Source organism: Campylobacter ornithocola (assembly GCF_013201605.1).
GTDB classification, from domain to species: domain Bacteria; phylum Campylobacterota; class Campylobacteria; order Campylobacterales; family Campylobacteraceae; genus Campylobacter_D; species Campylobacter_D ornithocola.
In genome coordinates this window covers 1,608,218-1,626,683 of the sequence record NZ_CP053848.1, presented here as the reverse complement: position 1 = coordinate 1,626,683, position 18,466 = coordinate 1,608,218, and the positions used below count along the sequence as shown (strand labels likewise).

The 18,466-nt window shown below is 29.0% G+C and carries 19 protein-coding genes, 4 tRNA genes and 1 pseudogene; 16 read left to right on the top strand and 8 right to left on the bottom strand.

What is annotated here, in order from left to right:
* Positions 1 to 31: 31 nt before the first annotated feature.
* Positions 32 to 655, bottom strand: a complete 624-nt coding sequence (locus CORN_RS08295; RefSeq protein WP_066007607.1) for a TetR/AcrR family transcriptional regulator — start codon at positions 653 to 655, stop codon at positions 32 to 34.
* 1 nt (position 656) lies between these two features.
* Positions 657 to 2,027: a cytochrome c oxidase accessory protein CcoG gene (ccoG, locus tag CORN_RS08290; RefSeq protein ID WP_066007605.1), complete on the bottom strand. Its 1,371-nt coding sequence runs from the start codon at positions 2,025 to 2,027 to the stop codon at positions 657 to 659.
* Between the two features lie 190 nt (positions 2,028 to 2,217).
* On the opposite strand from ccoG, the gene rpsU reads away from it, so the two are divergent.
* The 9 genes from rpsU to CORN_RS08245 all read left to right on the top strand — a co-directional run bounded on the left by rpsU (position 2,218) and on the right by CORN_RS08245 (position 9,051).
* Positions 2,218 to 2,430, top strand: coding sequence for a 30S ribosomal protein S21 (gene rpsU, locus CORN_RS08285; protein WP_002780697.1), 213 nt, complete (start codon positions 2,218 to 2,220; stop codon positions 2,428 to 2,430).
* A gap of 43 nt (positions 2,431 to 2,473) precedes the next feature.
* Positions 2,474 to 3,079, top strand: a complete 606-nt coding sequence (locus CORN_RS08280) for a LysE family transporter (RefSeq protein WP_066007602.1) — start codon at positions 2,474 to 2,476, stop codon at positions 3,077 to 3,079.
* A 71-nt stretch (positions 3,080 to 3,150) separates the two neighbouring features.
* Positions 3,151 to 3,768 carry a UPF0323 family lipoprotein gene (locus tag CORN_RS08275; protein ID WP_066007600.1) on the top strand — a complete coding sequence of 206 codons (618 nt, stop codon included), beginning with the start codon at positions 3,151 to 3,153 and terminating at the stop codon, positions 3,766 to 3,768.
* 12 nt (positions 3,769 to 3,780) lie between these two features.
* The gene (locus CORN_RS08270; RefSeq protein ID WP_066007598.1) at positions 3,781 to 4,953 is read left to right on the top strand and encodes a glutathionylspermidine synthase family protein; all 1,173 of its coding nucleotides are present in this window, start codon (positions 3,781 to 3,783) and stop codon (positions 4,951 to 4,953) included.
* Positions 4,953 to 5,885, top strand: coding sequence for a D-2-hydroxyacid dehydrogenase (locus tag CORN_RS08265; RefSeq protein ID WP_066007596.1), 933 nt, complete (start codon positions 4,953 to 4,955; stop codon positions 5,883 to 5,885). Before CORN_RS08270 ends, CORN_RS08265 begins: the two co-directional genes overlap by 1 nt.
* Complete coding sequence (locus tag CORN_RS08260) at positions 5,875 to 6,366, top strand: YajQ family cyclic di-GMP-binding protein (RefSeq protein ID WP_066007594.1); 492 nt, start codon at positions 5,875 to 5,877, stop codon at positions 6,364 to 6,366. Before CORN_RS08265 ends, CORN_RS08260 begins: the two co-directional genes overlap by 11 nt.
* Positions 6,363 to 6,842, top strand: coding sequence for a hypothetical protein (locus tag CORN_RS08255; protein WP_066007592.1), 480 nt, complete (start codon positions 6,363 to 6,365; stop codon positions 6,840 to 6,842). The genes CORN_RS08260 and CORN_RS08255 overlap by 4 nt, the downstream gene beginning before the upstream one ends.
* Before the next feature lie 14 nt (positions 6,843 to 6,856).
* Positions 6,857 to 8,569, top strand: a complete 1,713-nt coding sequence (locus CORN_RS08250) for an ATP-binding protein (RefSeq protein ID WP_066007590.1) — start codon at positions 6,857 to 6,859, stop codon at positions 8,567 to 8,569.
* A gap of 62 nt (positions 8,570 to 8,631) precedes the next feature.
* On the top strand, positions 8,632 to 9,051 hold the full coding sequence (locus CORN_RS08245; RefSeq protein WP_066007589.1) for a PepSY-like domain-containing protein: 420 nt from the start codon (positions 8,632 to 8,634) through the stop codon (positions 9,049 to 9,051).
* A 34-nt stretch (positions 9,052 to 9,085) separates the two neighbouring features.
* Here CORN_RS08245 and CORN_RS08730 read toward each other — a convergent pair whose 3' ends face one another.
* Positions 9,086 to 9,526, bottom strand: coding sequence for a methyl-accepting chemotaxis protein (locus CORN_RS08730; RefSeq protein WP_425321094.1), 441 nt, complete (start codon positions 9,524 to 9,526; stop codon positions 9,086 to 9,088).
* A gap of 774 nt (positions 9,527 to 10,300) precedes the next feature.
* Positions 10,301 to 10,924, bottom strand: a pseudogene (locus CORN_RS08725) (cache domain-containing protein); the annotation flags it as partial.
* Positions 10,925 to 11,202: 278 nt separating this feature from the next.
* On the opposite strand from CORN_RS08725, the gene CORN_RS08235 reads away from it, so the two are divergent.
* From CORN_RS08235 to CORN_RS08220, 4 genes are all read left to right on the top strand, one after another.
* A tRNA-Gly gene (locus CORN_RS08235) sits at positions 11,203 to 11,277 on the top strand.
* Between the two features lie 9 nt (positions 11,278 to 11,286).
* Positions 11,287 to 11,375: transfer RNA gene (locus CORN_RS08230), tRNA-Leu, on the top strand.
* A gap of 16 nt (positions 11,376 to 11,391) precedes the next feature.
* Positions 11,392 to 11,465: transfer RNA gene (locus CORN_RS08225), tRNA-Cys, on the top strand.
* A gap of 36 nt (positions 11,466 to 11,501) precedes the next feature.
* Positions 11,502 to 11,589: transfer RNA gene (locus CORN_RS08220), tRNA-Ser, on the top strand.
* Between the two features lie 75 nt (positions 11,590 to 11,664).
* On the opposite strand, the gene ilvD is transcribed toward CORN_RS08220, so the two are convergent.
* A complete protein-coding gene (ilvD, locus tag CORN_RS08215) occupies positions 11,665 to 13,341 on the bottom strand; it encodes a dihydroxy-acid dehydratase (protein ID WP_066007001.1) in 1,677 nt (558 codons plus the stop codon).
* Between the two features lie 136 nt (positions 13,342 to 13,477).
* Between ilvD and CORN_RS08210 the strand changes: the two genes are divergently transcribed.
* The gene (locus CORN_RS08210) at positions 13,478 to 14,830 is read left to right on the top strand and encodes a Na+/H+ antiporter NhaC family protein (protein ID WP_066006999.1); all 1,353 of its coding nucleotides are present in this window, start codon (positions 13,478 to 13,480) and stop codon (positions 14,828 to 14,830) included.
* 22 nt (positions 14,831 to 14,852) lie between these two features.
* Here CORN_RS08210 and CORN_RS08205 read toward each other — a convergent pair whose 3' ends face one another.
* The 3 genes from CORN_RS08205 to CORN_RS08195 are packed head-to-tail and all read right to left on the bottom strand — an operon-like array spanning position 14,853 to position 16,790.
* A complete protein-coding gene (locus tag CORN_RS08205; RefSeq protein ID WP_066006997.1) occupies positions 14,853 to 15,251 on the bottom strand; it encodes a hypothetical protein in 399 nt (132 codons plus the stop codon).
* Between the two features lie 2 nt (positions 15,252 to 15,253).
* Entirely contained in the window at positions 15,254 to 16,228 is a 975-nt protein-coding gene (locus tag CORN_RS08200) for a phospholipase A (protein ID WP_066006995.1), read from the bottom strand.
* Positions 16,203 to 16,790 (bottom strand): molybdenum cofactor guanylyltransferase, encoded by a 588-nt coding sequence (locus CORN_RS08195; RefSeq protein ID WP_066006993.1) that lies wholly within the window; start codon positions 16,788 to 16,790, stop codon positions 16,203 to 16,205. Before CORN_RS08195 ends, CORN_RS08200 begins: the two co-directional genes overlap by 26 nt.
* Before the next feature lie 42 nt (positions 16,791 to 16,832).
* Here CORN_RS08195 and CORN_RS08190 point away from each other — a divergent pair, with 42 nt between their 5' ends.
* Positions 16,833 to 18,137, top strand: coding sequence for an NFACT RNA binding domain-containing protein (locus CORN_RS08190; protein ID WP_066006988.1), 1,305 nt, complete (start codon positions 16,833 to 16,835; stop codon positions 18,135 to 18,137).
* Positions 18,138 to 18,139: 2 nt separating this feature from the next.
* Complete coding sequence (locus tag CORN_RS08185; RefSeq protein ID WP_066006986.1) at positions 18,140 to 18,460, top strand: hypothetical protein; 321 nt, start codon at positions 18,140 to 18,142, stop codon at positions 18,458 to 18,460.
* Positions 18,461 to 18,466 lie beyond the last annotated feature (6 nt).

Sequence of the window (18,466 nt, the reverse complement as noted above, 5' to 3'; positions counted from 1 at the left end):
ATTATAAGTATCTAATTTTATCAATATATAGTTAATTAAAGTTAATAATTCCATTTATAAAGAGCTTAACAATTTTTTTTGCATGCTCTTGTTGTTCTTTTTTACTCATTAGTACTTTATTTTCAAAGGTACTTTGCATAAAAAATATCCCTCTTAACATAGCACAAAAGGTAACGCTTAAAAATTCAGCATTTTTTGCTAAATACTCATTTTCTTTTTTTAGCCTTTTTTGAAGCACGTATTCTACTTCTTTTCGGTTGTTGCTTTTAAACCATGAAGAAAAATCAAATTTATCATTATAAATTTGAGAATATAAAAGCCTTACTATAGATATGGTTTTTTTATTATTGAAAATTTTTAAATAAGCTAAAGAATATTGATATAAATATTCTTCTAAACTTAATTCATTTGTAATTTTCATATTTTTTTTCAAAGTAGCTAAAAAATGATTTTCAGCAAAATCATTTAATATAGCTTCAAATAATCCTTCTTTGCTTTTAAAATGTTCATAAACACTAGAAAAAGAACCACCGGTTTGTTTGATGATGTCTTTAAGATTTGTTGCTTCATAACCATTTTTTAAAAACGATTCTGAAGCAATTTGCTTGATTTTTTCAAGTCTTGCTTGAGATTTAGAAGAAAGTTTTTTTTTCATTTTAATGTTTTTGTTTTAAAACAGAATTTTTTGGATAAACAAAGTTGCTTTCTCTTGTAATCACAATATTTTTATCATCAAGTGCATAGGCTTTGATGGTTAAAGGTATTACGGTATCTTTTCTATCATTATCAGCTAATTTTTTAGTAGCTTTTAAAACAACTATATGTTTGTCTTTTTCCCCTGCTTTTAATTTAAAAGATTTTTTAGGTCTGATGATTTCTAAACCATCATTAATACCCTGTAATTTAACATCAAAATAATACTCATGGGTTTTATTGTCGGTATTTTGAAATAAAAATACATAAGCATTAGTGATTAGTAAATCTCCATCATATGTTTTTCTTACTTGATAAAGCTCACTAGAACGATTAATATTTAAAAGCATATTTTCTTTTTTGCTTCCCATTAAAACTAAAGCTGCAAAAACACCACATAAGACAACTAAATAACCAATGGTTCTAAATCTAAAATATTTTACTTTTTCTCTTGTTTCAATAGCTTTTGCACTAGTCCAATTGATCAAACTAGGGCGATCGAATTTGGCTTGAATTTTTGAACAAGCATCAGCACATTCAAGACAGTTAATACATTCAAGTTGCATTCCTTGGCGTATATCTATATGAGTTGGACAAATTTTAACACAAGCATCACAACCTATACATTCACCTTGTGGTGGTTTTTGATAAAGCTTAGTGTGCCCATCATAAATTACACCTCCTCTTTTATCATCATAAATCACTTGAACTGTGTTATTATCAAACATTACAGATTGGATTCTTGCATAAGGACACACATAAACACAAAATTTCTCACCCAAATACACTATATCAAAAGTAAAAGCTAAAGAAGCACAAAATAAAATTCCTAAAAGTAATAAATGATCAGCAGGATTTTGGATATAGACAAAAAAATCTTCAGGTGGTACAAAATACCATAAAAATGCACTCATCATTAGTAGTGAAAAAAGATAAAAAATCACAATACTTAAAACTTTTTGAATAAAATATCCATTAACTTGTTTTTGCTTATTTGCTGTGTTTTTGTAAATTTTAAAGATTTTTGTTTGTAAAAGGTCTCTATAAATAACTCTAGCAATAGTTTGAGGACAGCTCCAAGCACACCAAATTCTTCCTGCTAAAGTGGTAATGAAAAGTATAGTTAAAAACATACCCATAATAACAAATGGCATCAAATAAAGCTCTTGAGTATCAAAGGCGATAAAAAATAAATTAAGTTTTTTGTGATCAAAACTCAATAAAAAGAAATGATTTTCGTTAATTTTTATAAAAGGCAAAGTTACAAACACAATCATAGCAATAGCATAAGTAATATACCTTTTTTTAGTATAATTAGTGATACAAGCACTCATTTTTTATTTTCCTTAAAAAATATTTTTCATAACTTAATAATACTAGAAAAACTAAACCAAATTTTGTCTTAATTAATAATTTATGTTTAATTTTTATTTATGTAATTATTACAAAAATAAATTTTATTTTCAAGTAAAATTATGATATAATATACTCTTTAAATTTTATTTAAGAAAGGTGGTGAGGGTCGTGCCAGGAATTAAGGTACATCCTAACGAGTCTTTTGATGAAGCATATAGAAAATTCAAAAAACAAGTGGATAGAAATCTAGTTGTTACTGAGGTTCGCGCTAGAAGATTTTTTGAGCCTATGACTGAAATTCGTAAAAAACAAAAAATTTCAGCACGCAAAAAAATGCTTAAAAGACTTTATATGCTTAGACGCTACGAATCAAGACTCTAATACCAAAAAGCCGAGAAATCGGCTTTCTTCGTTTTAGTTATTTATGTTTCTTTGGATTTTAATCGTTCATTTTTTCGGACTTATTTTACCAGGACCTGATTTTTTCTTAGTGAGTTCTTATGCTTTAAGAGATGGGATTAAGAATGCATTAAAAGCAAGCTTGGGTGTAAGTTTGGCTATGAGTGTGTGGATTATACTTTCTATACTTGGATTAAGTGCAATTTTTCATCAATTTCCATTTTTGCAAACTATTTTATCAAGCTTTGGGGCTTTTTATCTTTTATACTTAGCTTGTGGAATTTACAAAAATACCAAAATGGGTAATTTGAAAGTTCAAAAAACTCATATATCTGCATTTTTAAGTGGAATGATTACAAATTTATCAAATCCTAAAGTAATTTTTTATTTTGCTAGTGTATTTGCAAGCTTTGATTTTACACAAATGCGGTGGATGTTAATAGTTTTAATATTTGTTTTATTTTTAGAAACTATAATTTATTTTTCTTTGGTTTCTCTGTTGTTTTCTAAGTCTTTCATGGTAAGAATTTATCAAAATAATATAAAACTTGTTGATTATTTAAGTGCTTTTATATTTTTTACTTTTGCTATGTTTATTCTAAGTGGCAATTTAATGGCTATAATAAATTAAACAATTAATTTTTATTAATACTTTTTTTGTTAAAATCTTATTAAATTAAACTTATGAATTTAGGAAAGATCATGAAACACATTAAAACTATACTTAAACTTAGTATGATAAGTGGTATTGCCGCAATAAGTGCAGGTGCTTTAAGTGCTTGTAGTAGCAATGCAAGTGATTCTAATAATGCATTGAGTCAAGCAGCAAATACTCAAGGTGCTTTTGTTATTATCGAAGAGACTGCTCCAAATCAATACAAAATCAAAGACCAATTTCCAAGTGATGAAACTAGAGTTGTTCTAAAGCAGCTTGATGGCACAGAAAGAGTTTTAAGTAAAGAAGAAATGGATAAATTGATCCAAGAAGAGGCTGCTAAAATAGACAATGGTACTTCAAATTTAACAAATCCAAATAACGCTCAAATGAGTAGTGGCGGGCTTTCTTTGGGTGAAACATTATTAGCAAGTGCAGCTGGTGCTATCTTAGGAAGTTGGATAGGTTCAAAACTTTTCAATAATCAAAATTTTGCAAATCAGCAAAGAGGGGCGTTTTCAAATCAAAGTGCTTATCAAAGAAGTGTAAATAGCTTTAATAAAGCAGGATCAAGTGCTACCACAGGATCAAATGCAAAAAAATCAGGATTTTTTGGTGGTGGTTCTAAAGCTACTTCAAGTTCTTCAAGTTCTTTTGGATCTTAAAAAGGTGTAAAAATGAATTTTTTAAAAGTAAATCCTTTAGAAAAATCTTACTTAGAACAAATGGGATTTTCATGGCATACGGATAATGATGGGAGTGATTATTTAGATTCTAATTTAGTTTGTGTAAAAGAAAATGAAGCAAATGTGTATTATGAGGCAGTAAATGAACTTTATGATATGTTTGTAGCCGCTGCACAAGAAGTTATTGATAATGATCGTTTTGATGAGCTTGGAATTCCTTTTAATTTAGTTGAAGCTATTAAGATGAGTTGGGAAAATGATGTACATTGGCATTTATATGGAAGATTTGATTTAGCAGGTGGACTTGATGGTAAGCCTATAAAGTTAATAGAATTTAACGCTGATACTCCAACTTCTTTATTTGAAAGTGCTATTTTACAATGGGCTATTTTAAAACAAAACAATTTAGATGAAAGTTCGCAATTTAACAATATATATGAGGCTTTAAGAGATAATTTTAAAAGACTTATAACTTTAGAAGAAGATGTGAGTGAATTTGAAAAATACTATGAAGGTTGGAAGATATTATTTTCTTCAATTGCAGGTAGCGATGAAGATGCCATTACAACAAAACTTTTAGCACATATTGCTAGAGAAGCTGGTTTTGAGAGTGAATTTTCTTTTATTGATGAGGTAGAATTTTCACCCGATGGGATTTTTAAAAATGATGTAAATTTTGAGTATTTTTTCAAACTTATTCCTTGGGAAAGTATAGCCATAGAAGAAGGTGAGCTTGCTATGCTTTTAACTCAAATCATGCAAAATCAAAAAGCAATTATTTTAAATCCTGCTTATACTTTGCTTTTTCAAAGCAAGGGTATAATGAAGATTTTATGGGAACTTTATCCAAATCACCCTTTATTGCTAGAAACTAGCGATGAGCCTTTAGTGGGTAAAAAATGTGTTAAAAAACCTGTCTTTGGTAGAGAAGGAGCAAATGTTTCTATTATAGAAGCTAATGGTGATGTAAGCTTTGAAACAAAGGGAAGTTATCAAAACAACCGCTTTGTATATCAAGAATTTGCTGAGTTTAATCAAAACGAAAATGATTATTATCAAGCAGGAGTTTTCTTTGCTTATGAGGGTTGTGGATTAGGTTTTAGAAAAGGTGGTTTGGTACTTGATAATTATTCTAAATTTGTAGGACATATAGTAAAAGATTAATGAAAATAGTATGTTTAGATGCTGCTACTTTGGGTGGAGCAGATTTATCTGTTTTTAAAAGTTTTGGCGAGTTTGTAAGTTATGACCTAACTTCTAAAGATGAGGTTATTGCAAGAATAGCTAATGCACAAGTTGTGATGATAAATAAAATCATCATCGATAAAGAAGTGATAGATAAAACTAATTTAAAGCTTATTTTACAACTTGGTACAGGGGTAAATAACATAGATGTAGCTTATGCAAATTCTAAAGGTATACTAGTAAAAAATGCAGCTAGTTATTCTACTAAAAGTGTTTTAAGTCATACTTTTGCTTTACTTTTTGCTTTTTTAAATCAAATTCCACATTATGATAAATGGAGTAAAGAAGGCAAATGGTGCGAGAGTGAAATGTTTTGCGATTTTAGTAGGACCTTGCATACTTTAACAGGTAAAAAACATGGCATTATAGGACTTGGAGCTATAGGTAGAGAAGTAGCTAAGGTTTCTCAAATGTTTGGTTCTAAAATTTGTTATTATTCTACCTCAGGAACTAATTTTAATGATGAGTATGAAAAAGTAAATCTTGAAGAGCTTTTAAAAACTTGTGATGTAATTAGTATTCATGCGCCCTTAAATGATAAAACAAAAAATTTATTAAGTAAAAAAGAACTAATGCTTTTAAAAGATGAAGCTGTTTTGATTAATGTGGGGCGTGGTGGAATCATCAATGAAGTAGATTTAGCTCAAATTATGAATGAGAAAAACATCAAAGTAGGGCTTGATGTGCTTGAAATAGAACCTATGATTAAAAATCACCCTTTACTTGGTATAAAAAATAAAGAAAATTTAATCATCACTCCACATGTTGCATGGGCAAGTGAAGAATCCATACAAAATTTAGTCCAAATCGTATTTAATAATCTTAAGGAGTTTATAGAAAATGGCAAGTGAGCATAGTTTCGATATTAGCGGAGAAATCGATAAGCAAGAATTAAAAAATGCCTTAGAGCAAGCCAAAAAAGAGCTTGATGGTAGATATGATTTAAAAGGCATTAAAAGCGAAATAGAGTTAAATGAAAAAGAAAGTATTTATAAACTTATTTGCTCTAGTGAAGCAAAGCTTGAAGTGTTAAAAGATATTGTTATTTCAAAACTTATTAAAAGAGGGATAAACCCTAATGGTATTAAAGAGCTAAGCAGGGAAAACGGAGCAAATTTTAGATTGAACTTAAAAGTTAATGACGCTATTGATACTGATAGTGCTAAGAAGATTAATAAAGCTATAAAAGATAGCAAGCTAAAAGTAACTTCAAGTATTAGAGGTAATGAAATTCGCGTAGTTGGTAAGCAAATTGATGATTTACAAAATGTCATGAAAATAGTTAAAGAATTAGACTTAGAACTCAATCTTAGTTTTAAAAATCTTAAATGAAAAATTTATTTCAGATAGTATTTTTATGTTTTATTTGTGTGCTTTTAAGTTCTTGTGCTTTAAAAACTAAAATACAATCGCAAAGCACTTATATTATTTTAAAAACACCACAAATAAAATTTGCTGATTATGGTTTTTTATATGAGGGAAAAAATCTAACTAAATTAGAATTTTATAATAGCTCTAAAGTCTTGTTTGAATTAAAAATTACTGATAAAATTTGTATTAATGGCGTTTGTTATACAAAAATACTTTTTAATAAAAGATTTTTTAATTATGAATACTATGATGATTTTTTACAAGATTTAATTCTTAAAAAACCTATTTTTTATGGAAAAAATAAACAAATCACCTCTTGTGGTTTTACCCAAAAGATTATGAGTAAAAATTATGATATTTTTTATGAAGTTTGCAATGGATATATGAGTTTTAATGAAAAAAAATCCAAAGTTAAATTTAGTATGAAATCATTATAGAGTTAAAGGACAATATGAAAGATTTAAAACTTTTTCTTAATGATACTTTTAAAAGTACTATTTATAAAAATCTGCATTGTAATGAAGATGAGATTTTAATTTTAAAACATCTATGTAAAAATTATCTACAAGCTAGTGCAAGTATAAATGCTTATAGTTTGCTTAGTGAAGTTTTTAAAAATGATGAGTATGAGTATTTAGACCATTTAAAAGATCTTAAAAGTCTCATAGAAAAAGGCTTTATTATTCAAATTTATTCTGATTTTAAAGCAAGTAAAAACTCAAGTTTATTTTTAAATTTGTTGCAATGTGATGTAAGCTTAAGTGAAGTTTTTTTACAGGTTTTGGAAAATAAAACTATACAAGATTTTATGCAAGATAAAGTTTATGAAGATCATATTGCGTATTTGAAAGATGAATTTTTTAAAATTGAACTTTATCAAAGATTACGTTTTTTTGCTAAGAGTTCTCAGAGTAAAAACATAAAAGATGATATATCTGTCTTTGAAGCTTATATTAAAGAATGTTTAAAGAAAAGTAAAATTCCTAATGTTTTAGCAGAGATTTTTAAAGAATATGCTTTAAATGAAAAAGAATGTTTGATATTTATTAGTTTATTAAAAGAAGAATATCTACTCAATACAGAAAATTCTTATAGTAGAGATTATAACTTTTTACTCCATTTAATTAGTGAAGATGAGACGCAAAAGCAAAAAAATAAAGCTTTATTAGAAGAAGATTCTAAATTGCTTAGTTCAAATCTTTTAGAATATGATGAATTTGTCAATTCTTTGGGGGATATTTCTAAGATATTTTATTTAAGTGATGATATTTTACAAAGGATTATTAATTTTAAAGAACCAAAAAAAAATAAAAAAATTAAATTACAAAATTTAGTTAAGGAGCAAGATATTTTTGAACTTATTGAGCCAAATATCAATATAGATGATGTTATTATGCCCCAAAGCACTAAAGATTTGTTAGAAAGCATATTAAAACAGCAAGATAAGAAAGTTTTAGAAAGATTAAATAAATGGGGCATAAAAACAAATAAAAACATAGAAGCCAAGATAATTTTTTATGGTCCTGCTGGCACAGGTAAAACTATGAGCGCATTAAGTATGGCCAAAGCTATGAAAAAATCTATTTTGAGTTTTGATTGCTCTAAAATTTTAAGTAAATATGTAGGCGAGAGCGAACAAAATGTAAGAAAAATTTTTGATACTTATAAAGAGCTTTGCCAAACAAGTAAGCAAAGTCCTATTTTGCTTTTAAATGAAGCCGATCAATTTTTAAGTACTAGGGTAGAAAGTAGTGCTGGTGCAGATAAAATGCATAATCAAATGCAAAATATTTTTTTAGAACAAATTGAGCGTTTTAGTGGAGTAATTATAGCTACAACCAATTTTTTAGAGAGCTTAGATGTAGCTTTTTCAAGAAGATTTGATTATAAAATAGAATTTAAAAAACCCGACTTTTCTCAACGTTTAATGATATGGCAAAAGGCTTTACCTAAGAATGCTAAATTTGATGATAGTTTTGATTTGTCAAATCTAGCTTCATATGAACTAAGTGGAGCACAAATTGTCATGGTGGTAAAAAACACCGCTTTAAAAGCAGCTATTTCTAAAGATGGTGTTTTTAAAATGAGTGATTTTTTACAAACCATAGAAAAAGAAATAGAATCTTCTTTTGATAAAAACAAAATAGTTGGTTTTAAAAATTAAATTCACATAAATTTCACAAGCATTCAATATCATTTTTTCAACTTTTATCTAAAGGAGAAAAAATGAAAATGAAATTAATGTTGGCAAGTTTAGTTTGTGCTAGTTCTATGTTTGCAGATATGGTTGTTAGTCCAAATGCCCTACCTCAAAAAGCTCAAGAATTTTTAAATACTTATTTTAATAGTGTAAGTATAGGTTATGTCAAACAAGATGTAGATTCTTATGAGGTAAATTTGGCTGATGGAACAGAAATTGACTTTATTATCAATGGAGATTGGAAAGAAGTTGATGGAAAATATAAAGCAATTCCAACAGGGTTTATCCCAAAAGAAGTTATTGCCAAAGTGCAAGCAGCACAACCAAATGCATCTATCGTAGAAGTAGATAAAAAAATCAACGGATATAAATTTAGAACAAACAATATGATGGAAATTTATACAGATTTTAAAGGTAATATTTTAGGTCAAAAATTTGATGATTAAAATTAGCAAGCTTTCAAGCTTGCTAATTGTTTATTTAAAACTTCTTCTTCCTAGCATCTTCTAAGATATCATTAGCTATTTTATTTACATTATCAGATATTACTGCACTATCATTAGCTATTTTTAAGTTCTCTTGGGTTACATGATCAATTTGAGCTACAGCATCATTTATTTGAGTAATACCTGTAGTTTGTTCTTTGATACTTTCACCCATTTCATTAATAGATTGAACTAAGATATTAGTATTAGCTTCAATCTCACCTAAAGACTTTTGAGTTCTTTCTGCTAGATTTCTAACTTCATCAGCAACAACAGCAAAGCCACGTCCATGTTCACCTGCACGTGCTGCTTCAATAGCAGCATTTAATGCAAGCAAGTTAATTTGATCAGCAATATCTCCTATAATAGAAGTAACATTTTTAATCTCTTCACTTTGAGCAATTACTTCACTAGTTTTATGAGATACATTTTGCATAGAAGAAGTAATCTCTTCTAATGCTGCTGCTGTTTCTTCTAAAGAAGAAGCTTGAGAAGATGATGAATCTGTTAAGTTCTTAACAGCACTTTGTAATTTTCCACTTTCAGTAGCAAGTAAAGAAGCAAATTCAGATGATTGTCTTAACATTGCTACTATTTCTTTACCTAATACATTAGTAGTTACTTCAACTCCACCTTTAGCATTTTTAACTTCAGTAGTAAAGTCCAATGCTTTATAGCTATCAAATACTCTATTGATTTCACTCATATTAGAACCTACTTTTTGTTCTAATACATTAAGCATTTCATTTAATACATTTTTTAATTCTATTAATTGAGGATTAGCAGGAATAGCTGTTATTCTTGCTGTTAAATTACCAGCTTCTATTTCTTTAGCTGTTTCAACTGATTGTTCTACTGCTTTAGCATCTTGTTCTAAAGCATTTTTAGTTTTAGTGATGTTTTCATTGATGGCTTTAGCCATAGCACCAAGCTCATCATTGCTTTTAACATCTATCATAGCTGAATCTTTTATTTTATGATTGATAAAGTCAAAGAAAGAGTTAAGGCCTGTTGTAATAACTGCTATAGGTTTTAAATTTTTCATAATAGTAAATCTTACTAATACTAATGCTATAACTATAGCTATTAAAGCAATAATAATTTGTTGGAATAAAACCTTATTAACTGCATCAGTATATACAGATTCATCTGTAATAGAACAAACAATATATTTATCGTTTAGACTTTGGTTACAAGTTACAACTTGGGTTTTACCTTGTTGATCTTTAGCGTAAAATAAAGTTTCTTGTTTGGTTGGATCAATTAAGTCTGGATTTGCTTTTACAGCATTAGCCACATTAATACTTAAATCATTTTTTGTAAGCATTCTTTCTTTATCTTCATGGAAAATTATATTACCATCATTTTTATCATACACTGCAGCATAAGAACTATTTGAATGACCTATAGCTAAAACATCTTTAGCAAATTTTTCAAGATTATAATCTCCACCCACTACAGCTATTAATTTACCATTGTTATAAATTGGAGCTGTATAAGAGATGGTGATTGAATTATCTTCTATGCTTTTATATGGATCTGATACAGTTAATTTTCCTGCTGCTTTTACTTCTTGATACCAAGGTCTAGTTCTAGCATCAAAACCTGATGTTTCTGGACTCCTCATAATTTTGTTAGATTGATACAATCTACCATCTTTTTCAAAGCCAATATAAGTTACATCAAAATCAGCAGAAGATCTAATCGTTTCTAAAACATCATATAATTCATTTGTATCAGGATTAGGATTTTTTTCCACAAATGTAGCAATGGCTAAAATAGCAGATCTTTTACTAGTAGAATAAATTTTATATGCTTCGTTTACATCAAACATAGTTTTTTTCTGGATTTCTTCTAAATAGTAAGCTGTGCTTTTTTTAGATTCATAATAGTTGATTATATTAACAACTATTAGTATAATAGCTATCAAAAAACAAGCTATTATTGTAAGTTTGTTTGAAAGGCTGTTAAATTTAAACATGACCACTCCTTGTTTGTTTTTAAATTTTTTTGAGTATTTTACTACTACAAAAATTATAAAAAACTAAAATTTTATAATTTTTATTTGTATTTAAGTTTTTTTATGTATAATTTCAACTTACTATATAAAATGCGGGAATAGCTCAGGGGTAGAGCACAACCTTGCCAAGGTTGGGGTCGCGAGTTCGAATCTCGTTTCCCGCTCCATTATCACCCGCCCGGGTGGTGGAATTGGTAGACACAAGGGACTTAAAATCCCTCGGAATTTTTCTTCCGTGCCGGTTCAAGTCCGGCCTCGGGCACCACTTTTTGGTAACTCAAGGCGACATAGCCAAGCGGTAAGGCATGGGCCTGCAAAGCCTTGATCTCCGGTTCGAATCCGGATGTCGCCTCCAATGCGATGTTATACTTGATATACTTTATTGTTCTTTCGGGAGATGGCTGAGTGGTCGAAAGCGGCGGTCTTGAAAACCGTTGAGGGTCACACCTCCAGGGGTTCGAATCCCTTTCTCCCGGCCACTTTAATATAATTTTTCATATTTTTGTTTTTTACATTTAAAGATATTTCTTAATTTCTTCAAGAAATTAAGAAAATTATTCTAAATCTAAAACCCCACCTTTACTGGCATTACTTACAAGCTTTTGATACATTTTAAGCCATCTTGAGTTTATTTGCTTATGAGGCATTTTAAAATTTGCTTTGCGTTTGGTGATTTCATCTTGAGTTAAATTTACATTAATACTATAAGTATCTGCATCAATTTCTATTTCATCACCATCTTCTAAAAGTGCTATAAGTCCACCTTCTGCAGCTTCAGGAGAGATATGTCCTATGCTAAGTCCTCTTGTAGCTCCACTAAAGCGTCCATCTGTTATAAGTGCTACTTTAGCACCAAGTCCCATGCCGGTTAGCAAAGAGGTTGGACTAAGCATTTCTTGCATACCAGGCCCACCTTTTGGTCCTTCATAGCGTATCACGCATACATCGCCTTCTTTGACCTTGCCTTTTATAATGCCTTTAATAGCTTCTTCTTGAGAGTTAAAACAAACCGCCTTGCCTTTGAATTTACGCTCTCCCATAATGCCTGCGGTTTTTATTACACAACCTTGCTTAGCTAAATTTCCAAAAAGTATAGCAAGACCACCTACATTAGAGTATGCATTGTCTATTTTTCTTATAATGCTTTCATCTTTAATACTAGCATTTTCAATACGTTCTTTTAAAGTTTTTCCGTTAATATCTAGTGTGTCAAGTTCTAAAATATGTCCAGGTTTTTTAGCAATTTCTGCCATAACTGCGCTTACCCCACCGGCTTTGTGTATATCTTCCATGTATATTGTATTTAAAGAAGGTGCAATTTTGGCTATATGGGCTACATTAGCACTAATATGGTTGAGTTCTTTTATATCTAAATTTATACCCGCTTCATAAGCAATAGCAAGCATATGTAAGATAGTATTTGAGCTTCCACCCATAGCCATATCAACAACTAAAGCATTATTGATAGACTTTTTGGTAATGATATTTTTAATTTTAAAACGCTCATCTAAAGCAATTTCACAAATTCTACGCGCAGCCTTTCTTAAAAGTTCTTCTCTTTCTTTGCTAAGAGCCAAAATGGTTCCATTTCCTTCAAGTGCTATACCCATAGCCTCGCATAAAGTATTCATAGAATTTGCAGTAAACATACCAGAGCATGAACCACCACTCGGACAAGCTTTACATTCTATGTCTTTTAAATCATCTTCATTGATTTTTTTAGCTTCATAAGCTCCTACTGCTTCAAAAACAGAACTTAGGCTGATTTTTTCTCCATGTTTATTTACTCCTGCTCTCATAGGTCCACCACTTACAAAAATGGTTGGTATATTGACCCTTAAAGCCCCCATAAGCATACCTGGAGTGATTTTATCGCAATTTGGGATACAAATTAACGCATCAAGTTGGTGTGCATTCATCACTGTTTCAATAGAGTTTGCGATGATTTCACGACTTGGTAAAGAATAAAGCATACCATTATGTCCCATAGCTATACCATCATCTACGCCTATAGTGTTAAATTCAAAAGGAATACAACCATTTTTTCGGATTTCATCTTTAATGATTTTTGCATATTCATTTAAGAAAAAATGCCCCGGGATGATATCTATATAACTATTTGCCACACCTATAAAAGGTTTATCAAAGTCCTCATCAATTAAACCACAAGCTCTAAGCAAAGAGCGATTTGGTGCTTTTAAGTGTCCTTTTTTGATCGCATCACTTCTCATTTTGTATCCTTTTTTAAAGTAAAAATTATCATTTTATGCTTTTATTTTGCAATTTTTGCTTAAATTTTTTAAAACTTAAATGGTATTTTAAATAAAATTATTTAAAATGTGAAATGATTTTGATTTAAGGAATGTAATGCTTTTAACTAATCCGGTATTTATAGGCGTTGTGTTAATGACGCTTTTGTGTTTTTTTAGATTTAATGTTTTGCTTAGTGTTTTACTTTCAGGACTTTTTGTCGGCGTTTGGTCTAAATTTATGAATGTAGAACATTTGACTTTGGTAGAATTTTTTGCACAGCTTCCACAGGCTATGATGGATTCTATGAAAGTTTTAATTGATGGTATGCAAGGAAATTTGCAAACAGCACTAAGTTATATTTTACTTGGAGCAGTAGCTGCAGCTATATCTAGGACTAATTTAACAGCATATTTGATTAAAGTAGTTTCGCATTATATTTCACATAAAAAATACTTACTTATACTTTCATTAGCGCTTATTGCTTGTTTTTCGCAAAATTTAATTCCTATACATGTGGCTTTTGTGCCTTTATTGATCCCACCTTTATTAAAACTTTTTAATAAGTTAAAAATAGATCGCAGGGCTATTGCTTGTGCATTAACTTTTGGACTTACAACTCCTTATATGGTGGTACCTTTGGGATTTGGGCTTATTTTTCAAACTTTGCTTGTGGACAATTTAAATTCAAATGGAGTGCAAATTAGCTTAGGAGAAGTTTCTCAAACTATGGCTTTTGCAGCTATTTGTATGCTAGTTGGCTTGTTTTTGGCTGTGTTTGTATTTTATGCTAAACCAAGAGAATATCAAGAAGAGCAAATTGCCAAAATGGATTTTGAAAATTTAAAAATGAGTAAAAAAGAATGGGGTGTTTTAGCTGGTCTTTTGCTGACTTTGATTTTGCAAATTTTAACGCACAATTTACCTTTATCAGGGCTTTTAGGTTTTGTATTGATGGTGATTTTGGGCGGAGTAGAGTATAACAAAGTTAATTTAGTTTTTGATGATGGGCTTAAAATCATGGGTTATATAGCCTTTGTAATGCTTGTTGCTTCTGGGTATGGAGAGGTTTTAAAGCAAAGTGGAGGTATAGCTGAGCTTGTAAAAACAAGTGTGCCTTTTATGGAGCAAAGTCACTTTTTAGCTATTTTTATCATGCTAGCCATAGGGCTTTTAATCACCATAGGTATAGGAAGTTCTTTTGGTACTATCCCTATTATCGCTGCTTTATTTTGTCCTATATGTATAGAGCTTGGTTTTTCACCTGTTGCAATTATTTTTATCATCGGTGTTGCAGGAGCTTTAGGTGATGCAGGATCGCCTGCTAGTGAAACTACCCTAGGGGTTAGTGTAGGACTTAGTGCAGATAAACAAGGTGATCATATCAAAGATACTTGTATACCAACATTTTTATGCTTTAATGGTTCTTTGCTTATCTTAGGTAGCGTTATAGCATTTTGCTTGCTTTAATATTAAAAGTCTTTTAAGGCTTTTAATATTCAAATTCTTCCATATAACCACAATCAATTGTAAGAATTTTCATTTGGAATGATTTTATAAACTCGATTATAGGTTCAACTCCACCATAAGGAAAAGAAACGGGATAAAAATACAATTTAGCTATATTTTTTTCTATTTTTTCTATAGAGTGAAAATAATATTCTCCATTTCCTATACAATCAAAAATATCATCAAATTCCCAGCAATCTTTGCTTGAGAAATATTCTAATTCTTTTTTGCTATAAAAATTATATATACTTTCATCTGTGTATAAATCTTCTATTTGTAAATTTTCATCTTTTAAAATTTTAATATAATTAAACAACTCACATAATCTTTTAAAAGATTTTTCATCGTTAATGATAAACTTAATAAAGCAAAATTTTTCCATTTTTAATACATTAGTAAAATTCCACTTGAGAGTCTACTTGAAGATTTATTATACTCGATAAGACTCTCGCCATATCCATTAAAATATTGAGTGTAAATATATAAGCCATTGTTGGAAATTTTATAAGCTCCACTTATTTCCACTGCACCACGATTAGACGAAAAATTTAAATTATTACGCCATAATATATTGATAAAATATTTATCTTGAGTATAAGCAAGATTGATATCAAAATTTCCTAGATATTTTTCTATGTCAGGATTGTCATCTTCTGAACTTTTTTCAGGAATTCTTAGCCAAATTCTAGGTATAAACACAAAATCTCCAAAAAACCACGCATTGCTAAGATAAATTCTATTCCATGATCTTGATTTTGGATCATCTTGCCCATTTGACTCATGCAATAAGCCAACACGCATATTTTTTAAATTTTCAAAAATTCCATGTCCACTTATTGGAAAATTAATAAAAAATTCTGGTTGGTAATTAGTTTCTCTAAATGGAGAAGAATGCTTATATAGTTGCCACCAAGAAACCTGAGTATATCCTATATTGTAACTTTCATTCAAACCTAAAATATTTTCAAAAAGAGTTTTTTTAAGACTAACTTGAAATTTAGTTTCTGTGTTTTTATAAGTTCTTTTGCTAAAATTATAAGAAACAGGCATAAAATAGCTAAGATTATGTGTGCTAATGCCAAAAGGATTGTAAGATTTTTCTGCACCAAGATAGTTTGCTAATGCTTCTTTTCTAGGGTTAAAATCATCCATATTGTATTCTTTTGTGGTGTTATTTTCAGCGTTTAAAGAGTGTTCTAATGATTTTTTTTCTTTTATTGTATCTTTCAAAACCATGTTTTTATAAATTTGCATAGCTTTTTTATATTCGCCTTGTTTTTCGTATTCTAAGGCTTGTTGAATCAAATCTTCATTTGCTAATACGCTTAAAGCACTAAAGATTAGTATAGTTTTTTTCATGAAGCCACTTTTTATAATCATCAAAATAGTTTAAATTTAAAAATTCATTTTCATTTTCAAATTCTACAAATTCTGCTTTCATTGTAGCACAAAAAAAGGCTAATTTATGGTTGTTTTCTTGTAAAAATTGCAAAGTTTTTTCAAAATTTTTACTATGGTAAAATCCACATAAATAATGCTTGTGTTTTTTTGTACTTGCTAAGAGGATATTTTGTGATTTTAGATGATTAAAAAGTCTATAAATACTTTTTTTACTTATATTTGGAGTATCTACACTAAGGATAAATACATAAGTATTTTGAAAATGTTTAAGTATAGAATTTAAAGCAATAAGCGGGGAGTAGTTGTTTAAATCTTCATCTAAAATAAGTGCTAAGTTTTTTTGATGAAATTTATCTTTTTTAGTACTAATGAAAACTTGAGTAAAAATTTTTGACATTTTTTCGTGTTGGTAAAGAGTTAAGTTTTTATCATTTGCTTGCAATAAACTTTTATCCTTCCCCATGCGAGAAGATTTTCCACCACATAAAATCACACAAGGATAGGGAATTTTTTCACTCATAAAAAACCTCATAAATTCATCAAAATATTTTATAATACATTTATGAAATATACAGATTTAATACAAATAAAAGATTATTTTAAACAATTTCAAAGACTAAATTATCTCAAACGCCTTGATGATAATATCTTAGAGCTTAGCTTAGATCATCAAGCTTTTATACTAGACTTAACGCGTGGAAAAAGTGGAATTTACCAAGATAAACTCCAAGCAAAAGTCTATAACGCTCCTTTTGATTTTATGTTAAAAAAATACTTTTCTAATGTAAAGATTTTAAATTTAGAAGTATTAGAAAATAATAGAATTTTATCTTTTGAAGTTTTATCAGAAAAATCTTACAAGTCTTACAAATCTAAAATTTATTTTGAATTTACAGGAAAAAACACCAATGTAATCATCACAGATGTAAATGATATTATCATAGAAGCTTTACGTCATATAGACAAAAGCTATCGTATTGTAAAAATAGGTGAAAAACTCCAAGCTTTGAAAACTTATGAAATCAAAGAAGAATTTATAAAGATTGATGACTTTAGTACATATTTTAAAGAAATTGCCAAAAAATTGCAACAAAATCGCTTAAAAGATATTAAAGAAAATAAGCTTTTAAATGTTGATAAAAAAATCTTTACTCTTAAAGAGAGTATAGAAAATTTAGAACAAGAAGATGATTTGTTGAAAAAAGCTCAAGAATTAAGCCAAAAGGCAAATGTTTTATTTGCAAATTTAAATTCTTTAAAAGATTATCAAAGAGAATTTATTTTGCAAGATTTTAATGCAAATGAACTTGCTTTTAAGCTCGAAGATACTCCTAAAAATAGCGCGAATGAATTTTATAAAATGGCTAAAAAATTAAAACAAAAGGCTAAAAATATCAATATAGAAAGAGAGATTTTAAGTGAAAAGCTTGATTTTTTAATAAATTTAAAAGATTTAATTTTTAAAAGCACTTCTTTGCGAGAATTAGAAGTTTTAATGCCTAAAAAAACCAAAAAAACTAAAAAAGAAGAGCTAAATGCAGGGGTTAGTAGTTTTTATTTTGATGAGTTTAAAATCAGTGTAGGACGCAATGAAAAAGCCAATGAATACTTGCTAAAAATAGCCAAAAAAGATGATATTTGGTTGCATGTAAAAGATTATCCTAGTGCACATGTTATTATCACTTCAAATAAATTAAAAATAAGTCAATTAGTGCTAGAATTTGCAGCAAAGCTTTGTGTGGAATTTTCTAAGCTAAGCTCTGGAACTTATTTGGTCGATTATACGAGTAAAAATTTTGTTAAGGTGAGAGAAAAGGCTTTTGTAAATTATACAAATTATAAGACTTTAAGCATTTTAAAGGAGTAAACATGCCTATAAGTCCCATAGGTGGTATTCATTTTGCTAACCAAAATGCACCAGTGCATTCAGCACAAGTAAGTAATGAACTAGCAAAAGATTCTTTTGCAACTTTAGTAAATATGAGTGAGTTTCAAGCAAAAGAAAAGGCAGTTGAAAAACTTGAAAAGGTTAATCAAACTCATGAAGTGAGTGATGAGGTAAAAGAAAGACAAGAGGAAGAAAAGAAGCATTCTAAACATCATCAAGAACAAATGGAAGATGATGAACAAGAAGATGATGAACAAGAAGAAGTAAAAAAAAGCTCTCATTTGCTTGATTTAAGTATATAAAAGGGA